The 14,270-nt window shown below is 67.0% G+C and carries 18 protein-coding genes and 1 pseudogene; 11 read left to right on the forward strand and 8 right to left on the reverse strand.

Annotated features, from left to right (window positions below; all coding sequences use genetic code 11):
- Positions 1–189, forward strand: a pseudogene (locus tag ACAM49_RS20475) (IS630 family transposase); the annotation flags it as partial.
- A 170-nt stretch (positions 190–359) separates the two neighbouring features.
- Here the strand turns inward: ACAM49_RS20475 and ACAM49_RS20480 are convergent.
- From ACAM49_RS20480 to ACAM49_RS20490, 3 genes are all read right to left on the reverse strand, one after another.
- Positions 360–1,067, reverse strand: a complete 708-nt coding sequence (locus tag ACAM49_RS20480; protein ID WP_369637138.1) for a hypothetical protein — start codon at positions 1,065–1,067, stop codon at positions 360–362.
- Entirely contained in the window at positions 1,046–1,537 is a 492-nt protein-coding gene (locus ACAM49_RS20485; protein ID WP_369637139.1) for a hypothetical protein, read from the reverse strand. The genes ACAM49_RS20480 and ACAM49_RS20485 overlap by 22 nt, the downstream gene beginning before the upstream one ends.
- Before the next feature lie 144 nt (positions 1,538–1,681).
- Complete coding sequence (locus ACAM49_RS20490; protein ID WP_369637140.1) at positions 1,682–2,605, reverse strand: SMI1/KNR4 family protein; 924 nt, start codon at positions 2,603–2,605, stop codon at positions 1,682–1,684.
- Between the two features lie 324 nt (positions 2,606–2,929).
- Here ACAM49_RS20490 and ACAM49_RS20495 point away from each other — a divergent pair, with 324 nt between their 5' ends.
- Positions 2,930–3,226 carry a hypothetical protein gene (locus ACAM49_RS20495; RefSeq protein WP_369637141.1) on the forward strand — a complete coding sequence of 99 codons (297 nt, stop codon included), beginning with the start codon at positions 2,930–2,932 and terminating at the stop codon, positions 3,224–3,226.
- 30 nt (positions 3,227–3,256) lie between these two features.
- Here the strand turns inward: ACAM49_RS20495 and ACAM49_RS20500 are convergent, their stop codons facing one another.
- On the reverse strand, positions 3,257–3,553 hold the full coding sequence (locus ACAM49_RS20500; RefSeq protein WP_369637142.1) for a hypothetical protein: 297 nt from the start codon (positions 3,551–3,553) through the stop codon (positions 3,257–3,259).
- A 114-nt stretch (positions 3,554–3,667) separates the two neighbouring features.
- Here ACAM49_RS20500 and ACAM49_RS20505 point away from each other — a divergent pair, with 114 nt between their 5' ends.
- Positions 3,668–4,066, forward strand: coding sequence for a hypothetical protein (locus ACAM49_RS20505; protein WP_369637143.1), 399 nt, complete (start codon positions 3,668–3,670; stop codon positions 4,064–4,066).
- Positions 4,067–4,113: 47 nt separating this feature from the next.
- Here the strand turns inward: ACAM49_RS20505 and ACAM49_RS20510 are convergent, their stop codons facing one another.
- Entirely contained in the window at positions 4,114–4,608 is a 495-nt protein-coding gene (locus ACAM49_RS20510; protein WP_369637144.1) for a winged helix-turn-helix transcriptional regulator, read from the reverse strand.
- 93 nt (positions 4,609–4,701) lie between these two features.
- Between ACAM49_RS20510 and ACAM49_RS20515 the strand changes: the two genes are divergently transcribed.
- A complete protein-coding gene (locus ACAM49_RS20515) occupies positions 4,702–5,211 on the forward strand; it encodes a hypothetical protein (RefSeq protein WP_369637145.1) in 510 nt (169 codons plus the stop codon).
- A gap of 27 nt (positions 5,212–5,238) precedes the next feature.
- Here the strand turns inward: ACAM49_RS20515 and ACAM49_RS20520 are convergent, their stop codons facing one another.
- On the reverse strand, positions 5,239–6,459 hold the full coding sequence (locus ACAM49_RS20520; protein WP_369637146.1) for a hypothetical protein: 1,221 nt from the start codon (positions 6,457–6,459) through the stop codon (positions 5,239–5,241).
- Between the two features lie 384 nt (positions 6,460–6,843).
- Between ACAM49_RS20520 and ACAM49_RS20525 the strand changes: the two genes are divergently transcribed.
- Positions 6,844–7,506: an ANTAR domain-containing protein gene (locus tag ACAM49_RS20525; protein WP_369637147.1), complete on the forward strand. Its 663-nt coding sequence runs from the start codon at positions 6,844–6,846 to the stop codon at positions 7,504–7,506.
- Positions 7,507–7,512: 6 nt separating this feature from the next.
- On the opposite strand, the gene ACAM49_RS20530 is transcribed toward ACAM49_RS20525, so the two are convergent.
- A complete protein-coding gene (locus ACAM49_RS20530; RefSeq protein ID WP_369637148.1) occupies positions 7,513–7,821 on the reverse strand; it encodes a hypothetical protein in 309 nt (102 codons plus the stop codon).
- 11 nt (positions 7,822–7,832) lie between these two features.
- Positions 7,833–8,033, reverse strand: a complete 201-nt coding sequence (locus ACAM49_RS20535; RefSeq protein WP_369637149.1) for a hypothetical protein — start codon at positions 8,031–8,033, stop codon at positions 7,833–7,835.
- A 384-nt stretch (positions 8,034–8,417) separates the two neighbouring features.
- On the opposite strand from ACAM49_RS20535, the gene ACAM49_RS20540 reads away from it, so the two are divergent.
- From ACAM49_RS20540 to ACAM49_RS20565, 6 genes are all read left to right on the forward strand, one after another.
- Positions 8,418–8,813, forward strand: coding sequence for a hypothetical protein (locus ACAM49_RS20540; protein WP_369637150.1), 396 nt, complete (start codon positions 8,418–8,420; stop codon positions 8,811–8,813).
- A 300-nt stretch (positions 8,814–9,113) separates the two neighbouring features.
- Positions 9,114–11,360: a glycosyl hydrolase family 65 protein gene (locus tag ACAM49_RS20545; protein WP_369637151.1), complete on the forward strand. Its 2,247-nt coding sequence runs from the start codon at positions 9,114–9,116 to the stop codon at positions 11,358–11,360.
- On the forward strand, positions 11,357–12,007 hold the full coding sequence (locus tag ACAM49_RS20550) for a universal stress protein (RefSeq protein ID WP_369637152.1): 651 nt from the start codon (positions 11,357–11,359) through the stop codon (positions 12,005–12,007). Before ACAM49_RS20545 ends, ACAM49_RS20550 begins: the two co-directional genes overlap by 4 nt.
- Positions 12,008–12,032: 25 nt before the next feature.
- Positions 12,033–12,884: a hypothetical protein gene (locus ACAM49_RS20555; protein ID WP_369637153.1), complete on the forward strand. Its 852-nt coding sequence runs from the start codon at positions 12,033–12,035 to the stop codon at positions 12,882–12,884.
- 187 nt (positions 12,885–13,071) lie between these two features.
- On the forward strand, positions 13,072–13,440 hold the full coding sequence (locus ACAM49_RS20560; RefSeq protein ID WP_369637154.1) for a hypothetical protein: 369 nt from the start codon (positions 13,072–13,074) through the stop codon (positions 13,438–13,440).
- Positions 13,437–14,234, forward strand: a complete 798-nt coding sequence (locus tag ACAM49_RS20565; protein ID WP_369637155.1) for an ANTAR domain-containing protein — start codon at positions 13,437–13,439, stop codon at positions 14,232–14,234. The genes ACAM49_RS20560 and ACAM49_RS20565 overlap by 4 nt, the downstream gene beginning before the upstream one ends.
- The last annotated feature ends 36 nt before the right edge of the window (positions 14,235–14,270 follow it).

A 14,270-nucleotide genomic window follows, 5' to 3' on the forward strand; every position in this document is an offset into this window, starting at 1 on the left:
GCCGAGCTGACCAACCGCAAGCTGCGCCGCTCGGCCCACCGCAGCGTCACCGAACTCAAAGCCGACGTCCAAGCCTGGATCAACGCCTGGAACGCCGACCCGAAACCCTTCGTCTGGACCAAGACCGCCGACGAGATCCTCGAAACTCTCGCCGCCTACTGCCAACGAATCAACGACTCACGACACTAGCTGACAGCAACCCCGGATAATGCGGACCTGTGACCCGCGATCCGGGGTTTCTCCGTTCGGTGGCGCCGCCGAACCAGCGGGCCCAGCTCCGATCCGTGAACGATCAGGCTCGCGTCCACCGCGAGGGCGGGCAGCCGGTGATCAGCGTGGAGACCAAGTGGAACGGCAGATTATGAGCTTGTTTTCGCGGCCAGCATGGGGCCGATCAGCGGCATGAGCCGGTCCTGCCATTCACGATCGGTGAACGTCGTGGCAGGGGTGAAGAGCCGCACGTCGAGATAGACGCGTCCGTAGCGGCAGAAGGCGATTCCGCGTTCGGAGAAGCATGCGTCGGCACTCCAGACCTGTCCGTGATCTGCGAACCCCGTGTCGTACATGTACCCGTCCTTCACCGTGTCGTAGTACCAGGCGATCGACTCCGGTGTCGAAATCGCGTGAATCGAGAACGTGATCCGCGCGATGTGCAAGTAAGTCAGGTCGAAGTTGTAGTCGCATTGGCCTCGCGGCCAGAAGGTGGCGCGTGACCGCAGCCGTTGTTCGCGGGTGCCTTCGCCGAGTTGCGGGATGTGACTGACCGGTTCCGGTTTTCGGGTGATGTGCTCGGCCTGCGGAAGGATCGCGGTGATCTCCGCATCGCTGAAGAGCGCGCATGCGTCGGGTTCGGCGAGTGCCTCGCCGCTGTCGGACAGTCGCAGGTCGAGCTCGCCGCCGGGCTGTGGTCGCGCCGTCCCGAACGTGATTTCAGTGCTTCGCCGACCCGATCCCGTTGTCGAGTAATGGATCTCGATCATGCCGACGACGGTCAGGGCCGCCGCGACGGTCAGGGCCGCCACGACGATCACCGAGTCTCGACGCGTCACGGTCGGTGTGCCAGCCATCGTGAGGTACTGGGTAGGAAGGTCAGCGCGAGCATCGTCACGTTGAACGCGGTGCCCGCGAGGGCGAACGCGGTGGCCGGCGAATCGAGTAGGACGGGTGTGCCCTGGGGAGCCACGTGGTAGTAGGAGGACACTGTGGCGGTGATGGAGAGAATCAGCACGCCGAGGCCGCCCACGCCGATCAATACCCGTGCGATCCGCTTGCGTCGCAACATAATCACTCCGCCGACGAGCAGCGGAATCCCGAACGCCGGCTCGATCATGATCAGTACCTTGATTTTGGTCCAGTAGCCCGTCGGGTCGAACTCGGGATCACTCACGATCAGATCGTTGATGGACGGCAGTACCAGCAATCCGATGACACCGTGGTGGAGTCCCCCGAGCAGAGCGAGCACACCCGCCGTGACGGCGGTGAAGGCGCTCGGAGCTCTGCGTACGTGCACTGGTGGATACAACTGACGGTCGGTCATCGGTGCTCCAAGGAGAGTGGGATTATGGTGCGGAATTCCGCCTCGAAAGTTTGTCGAACCGTGATAGGCATCGGATAAACAACGGATGCAACGGGTTTGCGGTCACCGATGGGATAACGTCAGCTCGTCGATCGCCGACCCTGTTCAAGGTTGGAGGGCGACGGTTGCCGACCGGGTTCGAAGCGCTGTGCCGGTCGTCTCGTCGAAGGCGTTCATCGGAAGGCTGCCCGCGTGTAGCAGCAGCCGTGCTGTGCCGCTGTCCCAGCCCGCGGTGACCACGTGTCGTCCGGTCCAGTTCTGTCCGATGACGTACCGGCCGCCACCTTTGCGCTTTCCGGTGGTCAGGTCTACGAATACGGTCTTGAACCGGCTGTGTATCGTGCCGAGATCGAGGCGGTCGAACTGCTGTGTCACATGGAATTCGAGGATTGTGCGGCGGCGGTTGGCATCGACGAAATTCCATCTGCGTGTCGCGGTACTCGGCAGCGGGTATTCGCCGAAGCTGTTGGACCAGCAGCGGCGAAAATCATCCAGGCAGTGGTTCTCGAGAATGTCGGAGTGTAGGAATAGGCTGTCGTGCCGTGCGGCAGCGGTGGTGACATTCAGCTTCGCGAGATCCGGGAGCGAGGACTCGCTGAACGTGCCCCAAGACCGGTAGCCGGTATGCCAGTGATAATTCCAGATCGAACCCAGGCCGGAGCCGTTTACCACGAGCCGATTCGTCGATTGATCCTCTTCGTCGCTCAGCTGGATTGTTCCGTCGACGAAGGACCAGCTGTCGTCCTCGGGCTGCACATCCCTGGCATCGTCGGCCGAGATATCCGCGACCAAGCGGGATGGCCGGGCGAGCTCGGTGGCGAAGACGGACAGTTTCAGCGGTGTCAATGGCGAGTAAGGTCCGGTCAAACCGTTGCCGACCTCCGTGACGAACTTCCGATAGGCATGCGGCAGCGTAATCCCGTGCCTGTCCTCGAAATTCGTGACCTCGGCACGGGCGAGTGGCGGGTTGAGGATGTACCAGGTCCGATCACGCGGTGGAATCCGGAGGTCGTAGTCATTGCGGTCCAACTGTCGAACTCGCTGCCAGTAGCGGTTTCGTATTTCCACGTATAGCCAATCATCCGAGGGAATCATCGGATTCCCCAGCAGGCCTTGTGGTTTCCGGCAGCATGTCGACAAATCCTCCAATTGTCCTGTAGGCAGGTCCCTTCAACGCCAACTTCCATGCTCACAGCGGAAATGCGTTGGGCGGCCTGCCAATGGAGACCAAGCGTATCGACAGTCAGTTGTCGGCGAGTGGACGCCGAGTAGTCGTGAACCGGTGTCTGCCTCCCAGGCCGGGTCTGGGCCGAGTACGTTGCGGCTGGTACCCTCAGCGCCCAGGAGAAACCGATGGAAATCGAACAGGCGATGGCCCGCTTGCGCCACCTTCAGGACTGCGCACTGCACTGGACCGCCGACCCACGGCGACATTCCTGGCTGCGCGCGCACCACGAGGGCGAATGGCTGAATATTCGCTTGAATCCTCAGTTTCCGAGCGGTCCGATGTACGCGCTGCAGATTGGATCGGACGATTTCGTCACGCTGGAGGACTTCCCGCCGACCTGGACCCGCGGCCCACTCGTGTGGCCCGACAGCGCGGCTCCGCTTGCCTACGACGAGCGCTTCGACTACGACGATCTGGGTTGAACCGCCACGACGACCGGTGCTGTGAGCCTGTCACTTGTGCCGATTACCTTTGAGTCGCTGTACGATTCGCGCCCATGCGCCGTGCGGTACAGCGGCGGTATCCCGGCCTTTCAGAAATGTTCCGACCTGCGGTGGGGGTGCGTCCTCGGCATCGGGGTGGTTCGCATCCCATTGCCGCAGGATGTGATCGAGCTCGGCGTATCGAGGGTCGTCTGGGTGCACGATTTCATGACCGTCGGCAATGATGCCGTCGGGGAGGTGGAATGCCTTGGGGATGAGGATCCCTCCGTCGTCTGTTCTGCGCGCGTAGGGGTATCGACTGGCCATGCCGCAGTGGTCCTCTCCAGGGTGGTGCTAGAACTCGATTGTCGTTCTGCCCGATCATGAATCGATTGGCAATGGATCAGCGGCACGACCGAGAGGCAGGTGAGACATTCGGTGATGACCAGTCAGACGATCGGTTGGATCCAGTTGGTGGTCGTGTTCGCCGCTCTGCTTCTTCGGTTGTTCGCGATGGGCTGGGTGTTCTTGTTCTTCGCTGTGTTCTCGTTCGGCACGCTGCCCGTGCTCGCGTTCGGTCCATTGGTCCTGACCGGCTACTTCGGTGAGCAATGCACTCATCCGGCCTTGCTGACCGCAGATGGCTTTCTCTTGTTGTGCGCCCTGACCTTTCCCGATGGCACCGACGTCGAGGGCGAGGTACTCGTGCCATTGCTGGCGGTCATTCGCCTGGACCCGCACCTGGACGACAGCGGCTGGTTGGCCAAGTGGCTGGGTGGCCTCGGGTACATCGGGATACTCGGATACCTGGCGAGCCTGCTCGGTGCGTGGTTGTGCTGAGCGGGTGAAGGCGTCGGTTGCGTTCGCGATGAACGCAACCCGGGAGGTTATTCGGATCGCAGGAACCGGGCGCCGGGGCCGGGGGTGCGGCGGATCGCGGTGGGCGGCAGGTGGGTGTGGCCCGCGGCGCATTCCAGCACGAGGCGGACCGGTTCGTCGCAGTCGTGGTCGGTGTCGGGGGAGTGGTGGCGGACCACGACCGACGGGCCTTCGGGGTCGGCGAGGTACTTGTCGCCCCATTCCAGCAGCGCCAGCAGCGTCGGGCGCAGATCCAGGCCGCGTTCGGTCAGGTGGTATTCGTAGCGTTGCCGGCTGCCGGGCTCTCGATACGGGATGCGTTGCAGGACACCGGCGTCCACGAGGCTGTCGAGGCGGGCTGACAAGAGGTTGCTGGCGATGCCGAGGCGGTCGCGGAAGTCGCTGAACCGGGTCGCGCCGTCGATGGCTTCCCGCATGATCAGCAGCGACCATCGTTCGCCGACGACCGACAATGCGCGGCCCATGGAGCAGTTCACCGTGTCGATGCGCTGGTCCGAATCCATGGCACCACCCTAATCATCTGGGTTGACAATCGCTACCCAGCTGCCTAGCGTCGGCCATCTAGGTTTCAAAACTAAATTCAGGAGTTGGTGGCAATGCCGATGCTCGATGTCTACATCCCCGAGGGCACGTTCACGGCCGACCGCGAGGCGGCGCTGATGAACCAGATCACCGAAATCCTCATCCACCATGAGGGATTCGACCCCGCGGACCCGGTCACGCGGTCGGTCTCGTGGGTGTTCCTGCACCGCCCGGCGGCCGTCTACGTCGGCGGCGAACTCGCGGACGCGCCGCGCTACAAGGTGGTTCCGTCGGTTCCGGAGGGTCAGCTCGACGAGGCCAAGCGCGCCGGGGTCATTCGTGATGTGACCGCCGCGATCCTCGACGCCGAAGCGGGTGCGTGGCCGCGCGATCCCGGCCGGATCTGGGTGTTCCCCACCAATATTCCGGAGGGCCACTGGGGTGGATACGGCGAGATCAGTCCCTTGGAGCGGATCATCGCCCGCCTGGGCGGCGAAGACGGCAGCCGCGCCGCCCAACTCGCCGCGGAGCGGATCACCGCGAGCCGCGTCGAGAGCACGAGCCTTCCGATCCCGACCCGCTGAAGCCCGTCGGCGGCTTCCGGGCCTCGCTCAGCACTGGCGGGTGAAGCGGACCTCCACCGCGGTGCCGTCGGATGCCCAGCGGTTGTAGGCCAGATCCGATCGGCCCTGATTGTCGATGGCCACGGATTGGAAGTCGCCGAGTTCTCGGTCTTCTCCGCAGGAGGAGCCGCCGGTGCAGATGGGGCCGACCTTCACCGGGGTGGGGTCGACGGTGGCCAAGGGGGTGAAGGTCGCGCCGAAATCGGTGCTCTCCGTGTAGGACTCGTACCAGGGTGTGTCGGCGGGGGTGGTGTCGGGGGTGGAGGCGCTGCTGTTCCAGTAGAGGGAGACGGCGATCTTCGAACCCTTGGCGGCCACCCAGGGGTAGACCGATGTGCCCGCGGCGGTGAGGGTTCGCGGCGGTGACCAGGTGTCGCCCCAGTCGGTGGAGGTGGCGAGGCGGACGATGCTGCGGCCGCCGGTGACCTCCAGCCAGACGATGGCGAGGTTGCCGCCGCCGGCGTCGGCGACCGTGGGGAAGACGAGGGTGGTATCGGCATTGCCCGAGGGCGCAATGGGTTTCACCGACCAGGTGAGCCCGCCGTCGAGGGATCGGCTGAACTTCACGCCGCCGTTCTGGGTGCTGAAGACGACGCCGACGCGATCGGTGAGGAATGTGGTTCCGGGCGCGGCGACGATGGTGCCCGACGCGCAGGTGACGCAACCTTCCTGATCGACGATGGTGGCGGCGACGGTGGTCTGCGGATAGAACAGGCCGTCGCCGAACGATTTCGACACCCCGATCCCGCCCGGCAACTGGTGATAGGCGAGATACACGGCCGTCCCCGAATTCGCCAGCCAGGGCCGGTCCTGCACCGGAAGTCCGGCCGCCGGGAGCGGTATCCAGGAATCACCCTGATCCGAGGACCTGGACACGGTCGAACTCCCGGCCCAGAGATCGGCCAGGGCGAGATCGCCATTGGGCGCGATGGCGAGCGTGGCGTCGCCCCCACCGGGCAGGTAACTGCGCAATCCGGGCGCGGTCGCCACCCAGGTCGCGCCATCGTCACGCGAGCGGAAAAGAATACTGGGCGAGGAGATCCCGACCGAAAGCACACCGGTCGGTCCTTCAATGTAGAGCGTCCCATCCGGCGCGACATGCATCCCCGGCTCGAATGCCTTCTCGCCGACCACGATCGGCGCGAGAAACGATTCCTCCCCGGCCCGCGCCTGCGGCGCCGTCGTGAGCACGGTAGCGACGGCCAACACCGAACCGAATAGAACCAGTCCCTTCCTCACCCACGAAATCCCCACAGCCGACCGATGATTCCAGCTCCGGAACATGGCGTTGCCTCCAGCGGCGACGAGACCTGACTCCCATCCGACCTTTACCAGCACATCCACCTCCGATCAGCGTGTCTCGCGCACGCCACGGAGTGTCAACCGCCTTCGCTGATCCACCGAACCTCGGACCGCAATTCACCCCATGCAGTTCCAGATCTCTGTCGTGTGGTTACCGGCGGGCTAGGCGACGGCTCGGGTTGGAGGAATCCGGTTACGCGGTCGTACATTTCGCGTTGCGGTGGTGGAAACCGGCGGGGTTTGCCGGTTGGTGCGGGTGGAGAATTCGGTATGGATCGATTACGTGCGGCGATGGACGCGATCGAACGGCCCCACCCGGCGGAGACGTGGGGGAATCGGATTTGTGTGGGCTTTGTCGATTGCTTGGATTGGGTGGATGCCGCCACCGTGGTGCTGCGGCTGCGGCAGGGGAGTCTGGAGCTGCTGGGCTTCAGTGATGAGTTGGCGCTCTGGATTCAGGACATGCAGTTCGGGCTGGGGGAGGGGCCCAGTCTGGATGCGTTCAGTGCGGGCGCGTCGGTGGTTTCCGATGTTATTCAGGGTGGGGCGCGGTGGCCGGTGTTCTCCCGGGTCGTCGCGGAGAGGGGGATGGCCGGAATGGCTGCCCTGCCCTTGCGGATCGGGCCCACGAAGTTCGGTTCGGTGAACCTGTATTCATCTCGGGCCGCACCGATGTCGTCGCGCACCTATATCGATGCCCAGGAGCTGACCGCGCTCACGGCCGAGGCGATCGCTCACCAGCTCGTGGCGCCGATGCCGGAGGTCGTGCCGGTGGTGGATTACCACGAGGTCGACGTGGCCTGCGGAATGATCGCGGCCGCACAAGGAATCGACCTCGATGCCGCGCTGCGATCCCTGCGCGCCCAAGCGCTCGAAACAGGCGCCTCGGTCCGCGCCGTGGCCGCCGACGTCGTCAACCGTCGCCTCACCGCGACCCGGCTGATCCACACCTGACCCACCTCAGCGTCGAATGCAGTCGAGCAGGAGAAAGAGAGGGCGGACGAAGTTCTCCCTCCACCATGGGTTCTGCTGATATTGCTCACCGGTGGGGTGAGGCTCGCGCAGATCGGTGATGGCGAACCCGGCGTTGGTGATCATCTGGATCGTGGCCTCGAGTGAGTAGAACTGCTGGACCGAGGCGGCGGGTGAGATCCGGCCGGCGACGTTGAAGTGTTGTTCGACGGTCCTTGTTCCGAAATAGTCCTCGACGGGAAGCTCACCTGCGGTGGAGGTGCGTTCGGCTCGGGCGGCATAGAAGCAGGGGTGCATGCCGAGCGTGATCAGCCGTCCACCGGGTTCGAGGATCCGGGCGAATTCGTGGAATCGTCGGCCGGGGTCGGTGATGCGTCGCGGTAGCTGAGCACCAGCGCGGCGGGCACCCCCGGTGCCAGCTCGATCGGCACCACCGGGCCGTGCCGGTGTCTCGACTCGGTGAGGAATCGGCGTGGATCGGCCGCGAATTCCGGCGAATACAGTCTCACCCACATTGTCCCGCGGTGTGATCCGGCGTCGCCGGATGGATGGCCGACAGGGTCGTCTCGCGCGGTGGTGCGAGCATCTTCAACGTGCAACTCCGATGAGCCGGTGGAAAGCGATCACTGAGAAACGTTCGAGACCAGCACTTTTCGAGCAATTTGCGACCAGGACGTGGGCAGAGCGTCAAACATGGCCTGGTAGAACAGGTTTCGCTAGATGTCAGATGATACTAGCCGTCGGCGTCCAGCGCAGCGCGAATTGGACGCGACCTCGAGATCCGATGAAAGGCGGTGAGCTGAAATACAGCGCCGAATACGCGATTGACTTCACCGATCGATCCGGCGCCGCGGCAAGTGTTTTATCAGGTTGGCTGGTGACCATGTGGTGTGATGACCGAAGCAATCGAGACCATGCCCGGCAACGCGGTCCGCTGGCGCGGGTTTTCCCTGCGTGAATTCGACGCGCTCCTGGAACGGAACCTGCCCAGCGGCGCGATCGAGGAACAGCACTGTCCCCACTGCGGCCGCCGAACCCTGCGGACCTACATCCACGGCGCGCAGCGCGACGCCACGCCGATGACGCTGACGCACTTCTGGTGCTCGAACTGCCGCCATTACACCGGCTGGCCCGCACCCCGCCGCCCCGGCTTCTGGTTCAGCGACCCGCTCGGCGACACGCCCTGGGATCGCTTCCTGGCCCTGTCCCGCAGCGAGGACCTCTTCTTCGAGACCCTCGACCGACTCTGGACGAACACGGATCTGCCGCAGCGGGTGATCAGCGCCTGACCTCGGCGTCCAGCGGCGTGACCGGGGAACCGCCACTGGACAGGGTGGGTGTTCGGGGTCACAAGTTCGGCCAGGCGTGGCGGCGGGGACGTACTGTCCTGGCAGTCGAACATGCTGAGCGATCATCGTGGACGATCACCCCAGCGAGCCTCGAACCGACGCAGACCGGTTCGGGGCTCGATGGCATTTCCGGGGGCGGAAATTGGGTACTCCAGTATCTGAATGCCCGTCTCCGTGGGGCGAGTCCGCGGCGGGGCGGGGTGGACAGGCGGGCGTGGGCTCTGGAGAGGGGCTCGGGAGATGGACGGCGACGGCGTCCGGACCGCACGTGAGAGCAGTGCGGCAGACGACCATCCGGTGGCGCCCGGCGGCAGTGCGGTAGACGAGGGCGGCACCGCACACGATGGCAGCGCGGTACACCACGGCGGCGCCGTGCGGGACGAGGCCGCGGTGCATACCGCTCCCGCCGATGGCCGACCCGAGTTTGACCGCCGCTGGACGATCACCGGAAACCCGTTGCGCCACAGTGTGTCCGATGCCGCGGTGTACACCGTCGGATCCGGTGGCATAGCCAGCCGGGGCGTCCTCGAGGACGGCGAGGACACGCGGGCTCCGGAAGTGCTTGTGGCGGGCGCGTACACGGGAAGCGGGCCCGAGCAGGAGTTGCTGGGTGCACCCGGGTGGACGCGGATCGTGGTCGCGTCACCGGTGGACGACGCGCAGCGGTTCCTCGATCTGTCCGATGGCGTGTTGTATCGCACCGACGCGGCGGGGGAGTTCCGCAGCCTCCGGTTCGCGTGCGCGGACCTGCCCGGGGTGATGGCGATGCGCGTCGAGGCGGCGGGCGATCGGATCACGGGGGTGCAGCCGCTGCTCGCGCCCGGCGCGGCCTACCCCGCGCAGGCGATCGGAACGGATGCGCGATTGCCGACCGAGGTTGAAATCCGCTGTGTGAGAGCCGAATCCGTCGAAGGCTGCTCCATTGCGGTGGCGGCCGGGCAAGCCCGGAGCAGGCACGGCGACACCGCCCGGCTCGATCGCGTCGCGGCCTACACGGCCGACGATTCCAGCGGCGCCGGCGCCGAGCGCGCGGTCCGGGCGCTGTCACGAGCCTGGGAGCGCGGCATCGACGGGCTACTCGCCGCCCAGCGCAACGCGTGGGCGCAGCGCTGGTCCACCGTCGGCATCGAGCTGCCCGACGACCCGGAGACCGAACTGGCTGTGCGGTTCGCGCTGTTCCAGCTGTGGGCCAATGCGGGCGCGCACGGCGAATCCGCGGTCGGCGCGCGTGGACTGTCGGGATCGGGTTATCGCGGTCATGTGTTCTGGGACGCGGACGCCTTCGTGCTGCCCGCCATGGTGAGCATCGATCCCGCGGCGGCCGAGGCCATCGTGGCGTATCGGCTGCGACGCCTGGACGCCGCGCGAGAGCGGGCGCGGGAGGAGGGGTTTCGCGGCGCGCGGTTCCCCTGGGAGTCCGCGGCCGACGGCACCGACGTCACACCGCGCAGCGGATTCCTCGGCGGCGTGGAGGTACCGATCCTCACGGGCACGCGGGAGGAACACATCACCGCCGATGTCGCCTGGGGCGCGCACCATTACGCGGAGTGGACCGGCCGGCCCGGCTACCTGTCCACCACGGCGCGCGACCTGCTGGTCGAGACCGCGCGCTACTGGGCGTCGCGGATGCGAATCGATGCCCGCGGTCGCGCGCATCTCGACCAGATCATCGGGCCCGACGAATATCATGAATCGGTCGACGACAATGCCTTCACCAATGTCATGGCCCGCTGGAACCTGCGCCGCGCGGCCCGGCTGGCGGCCGCGAACCCGGGCGAGGCAAGCGAATTCGACAGCTGGCGTGAGCTCGCCGATCGGGTTGTCGACCAGCTGGGACCGGACGGTCGCTATGAGCAGTTCACCGGATACTTCGGATTGGAACCCCTGCTGGCGTCGGACGTCAGCCATGCCCCCGTCGCCGCCGACGTCCTGCTCGGCCAGGGGCGCGTCACCGGTTCCCAGCTGATCAAGCAACCCGATGTGCTGATGCTGCACCACCTCGTGCCCGAGGAGGTCGCGCCGGAATCCCTGCTGCCCAACCTCGAATACTACGGTCCGCGTACGACACACGGCTCCTCGCTCTCACCCGCGGTGATGGCCTCCCTGCTGGCGCGGGCGGGGCAACCGGACGCGGCCCTGGAAGCCCTGGTGCCCGCGCTGCGACTCGACCTCGACGACCGCTCCGGCTCCACCGCGTCGGGCCTGCACATGGCCACCCTGGGCGGCGTGTGGCAGGCGATGCTCGCCGGATTCGCCGGGGTGCGCGTCCGCGACGGCGTGCTGAGCGTGCGCCCGGCGCTGCCCGCGCGATGGTCGAAGCTGGGCTTGGCTTTTCGATGCCTGGGCCGCTGCGTGCGGCTGGATATCAGCCGCACGGGCGTCGGCATCCACACCGACGGGCCGCTGACGGCGGCGGTGGGGGAGGCACCGCCCCGGCTGATATCCGGGGAATCCCGGTGGCCCCGGAGCGAGGAAGGGAAATCGTGAACGACATTCTGGTCCGCCCCTCCGAACCGGCCCTGGCGGTGGCCGCGGCACTCGCGAAAGCCACGGGCGCACAGGTGCGTCCGGTACCCGCCGACCGCCCCGGCGCGGAATTCACCCGCGCGCTCGAAGACCCCGAGGCGGTGCTCGGCGTCCTGACCCGCGCCCAGGGACCGTGGGAGATCGCGCAGCACACGACCGTTCCGCTGGTGGTCGTACCGCCCGAGACCGCCGGCGACTACACCCTCGAACGAGTGCTGGTTCCCCTCGACGGCACCGAGGAGGCCGTGCACGCGATCGCCGAGACCGTGGGCATGTTCTGCGCGGCGGGCATCGAGATCGCCGTACTGCACGTCTTCGACCGCGATACCGCTCCCGCGCACTGGGATCAGGCCGCCCACGCCCGCCCCGCCTGGGAACAGGGCTTCCACGCCCGCTTCTGCGCCCCCTACCTGCCCGAGTCCTGCCGCACGCTGACCCTGCGCAGCGGTGCGCCGGGCGAGCACATCCTCGATGTCGCCGCCGGGCACGCCGATCTGATCGTGCTCGGCTGGTCGCAACGGCTGCTCCCCGATCGTGCGCGCGTGGTCCGCCACCTGCTGGCCGCCGCGCCGGTGCCGGTCCTGCTCACCCCGGCCCGCCCCACCTGACCCGAGCGAGATCCCGGAGACCGCCATGAATCCCGAAACGCCACCGGCGCAACGCCGTTCGATCATCGCCATCGCGATCGCCGCGGTGGCGGTGGTGCTCGCCGCCGCGGCGGTCGTGTTCGCGCTGACCCGCGAGGGCGGTCACCGCGCCGAACCGTCGACCTCCGCGCCCGCGACTTCGGTTCCGGGAGCGGCGATTCCGTCCGCGGGCCCGTCCTCGACCGTGGGCGCCACCGGATCGACGGCCCAGACCTCTTCTGCCCCGGCCGGATTCGGCTACCAGCCGCTGTGGCCGTTCGGCAGTGTGAGCGAAGCGATCGCCTGGCAGCGATCCGCCGACCCGGGCGGCCATCAGCCCTGGCATCTCAGCGAGGCGTCGATCGCGCAGATGTTCACCCAGCAGTATCTGGGCTACGCCGCGGTGAACAAGGTCGTGCAGGTCAAGACACAGGGCGAAGAGTCCTGGGTGAGTGTGGGTTTCGACAATCCCAACGGTGCGGCCACCGTGGCCGCGGTCGTGCACCTGGTCCGGATCGGCGAGGGCGCGGCGAACGACAAGCCGTGGGAGGCGGTCGGCACCCAGGACACCACCCTGACGGTGACGACTCCGGCCTACGGTGCGACCGTTCGGAGCCCGGTCACGGTGGGCGGCACCATCACCGGCGTCGATGAGAGCCTGCACATCCAGCTCCGCGCCCTCGGCCAGGATCACCCGGTGGGGAACGTGACCGGCATACCGGCCGGCGGAAACGCCGCGGCGTGGACCGCGTCGGTCCCCTTCACCGTCGCCTGCCCGGCGACCCTGACCGTCGCCGTCTCCACCGGCGGTCATATCGCCGAGGTCGAACGCTTCGCCGTCGCCGGCGTCCGCTGCTGAGGTGGATTCGGATCGCCTGTCGAAGCGTCAAGCGCGGCCCTACAATTGGCGTTGCACGGATTTCGGCGCGCGGGCGCGGAAATCCGTTTCTCGACAGCGACGCCATCCCCGGCCCCCGGTTGGGCTGTTGTCTTCCACGGCGTCGACAGTGCGCCTACGACGATGGACCGAACCGAGGTGACTGGTCATGGTGTGGACCGGTTTCGGATGGACATGGGCGGGACTCTGTGACGAGCGCGCGTACCCGGCGCGGGTGTGGTCGGTGATCGCGGGGGTGGCCGACGGCGACCGTTTGTCACAGTGCGGCGGGGTAGTGGTGGCCGCGGATCTGGGGTGGGCGGCCGAGCAATTGTGCGCGTATCTCGACGGCGATCTGGTCGACACCGGGCGCTGCTATCTGTTCGCCACTCGCGGTCCGCTCGATCCGCTGGCGCGCAGCGCACGGAAGCAGACGCGACTGGTCAGCGTGGTCCGCCGCGATCCGCACGGCGTGCTGATCCCCGGAGACTGGCGCGTCGCGGACGGTTCCGTCGCGAGGTGGGGAGTGCAGCGGTGACCGGATCCGACGCTGTCGGAGCGCGATTCATGGATGCGCTGCGCCGCAGCGAGGAGGACCCCGGGCAGGCGCACGACGCGAGCGTGTTGAGCGCGGTGTGCACACGGTTGCTGCCGGTGGATCGGGCCGCGATCATGGTGCGTTCCGGCGAGGCGGGCTGGGAGATGCTGGGCGCCTCGGACCCGCTCGCGGTCGAATGGGCGCAGGTGCAGGTGGCCGCGGGCGAGGGGCCCGGCCCCGCGGCGTATCGGGCCGACGTGCCGGTGCTGGTGCCCGATTTCGGCGCCGCCCTGGCCGGGGGACGCTGGCCGTTGCTGGCGGCGGCCGGGCAGGGCCGCCGGGGTGGCGCGGTGTTCGCATTTCCCTTGCGCCAGGGCGCGATTCGGGTGGGCACCCTCGACCTGTACACCGACGAACCCGCCACGCTGGATCGAGCCGGATTCGCCGCGGCGGTGCAGATCGCCGAGGTGCTGACCGTGGTACTGCTCGCGGCACTGCGGGCACCCCGGCCGGATCTGCTCGGCGCCACCGGATTCTCACCCGCCGCCGCGCTGGCCGCCGTGGGAAACGGTGGCGGACTGGGACCTTGGTGGGAGTCGGCGACCTCGACGCGCGAGATCCACCAGGCCACCGGCATGGTCGCCGTGCAGCTGCGGATCGAGGTTGCCGACGCGTATGCCCGGCTGATTGCCCACGCGTTGATCGGCGGGCGCCCGATCGCACAGGTCGCGGCCGATGTGGTGGCGCGCCGACTCCGTTTCGACCCCGGTGAAGACGGTGAGCCGGGCCGCTGAGGCCCGTAGAATCTGACATCGCACGGAGGTTGGACA

The organism is Nocardia sp. JMUB6875, from assembly GCF_041154655.1.
Classification (GTDB): domain Bacteria; phylum Actinomycetota; class Actinomycetes; order Mycobacteriales; family Mycobacteriaceae; genus Nocardia.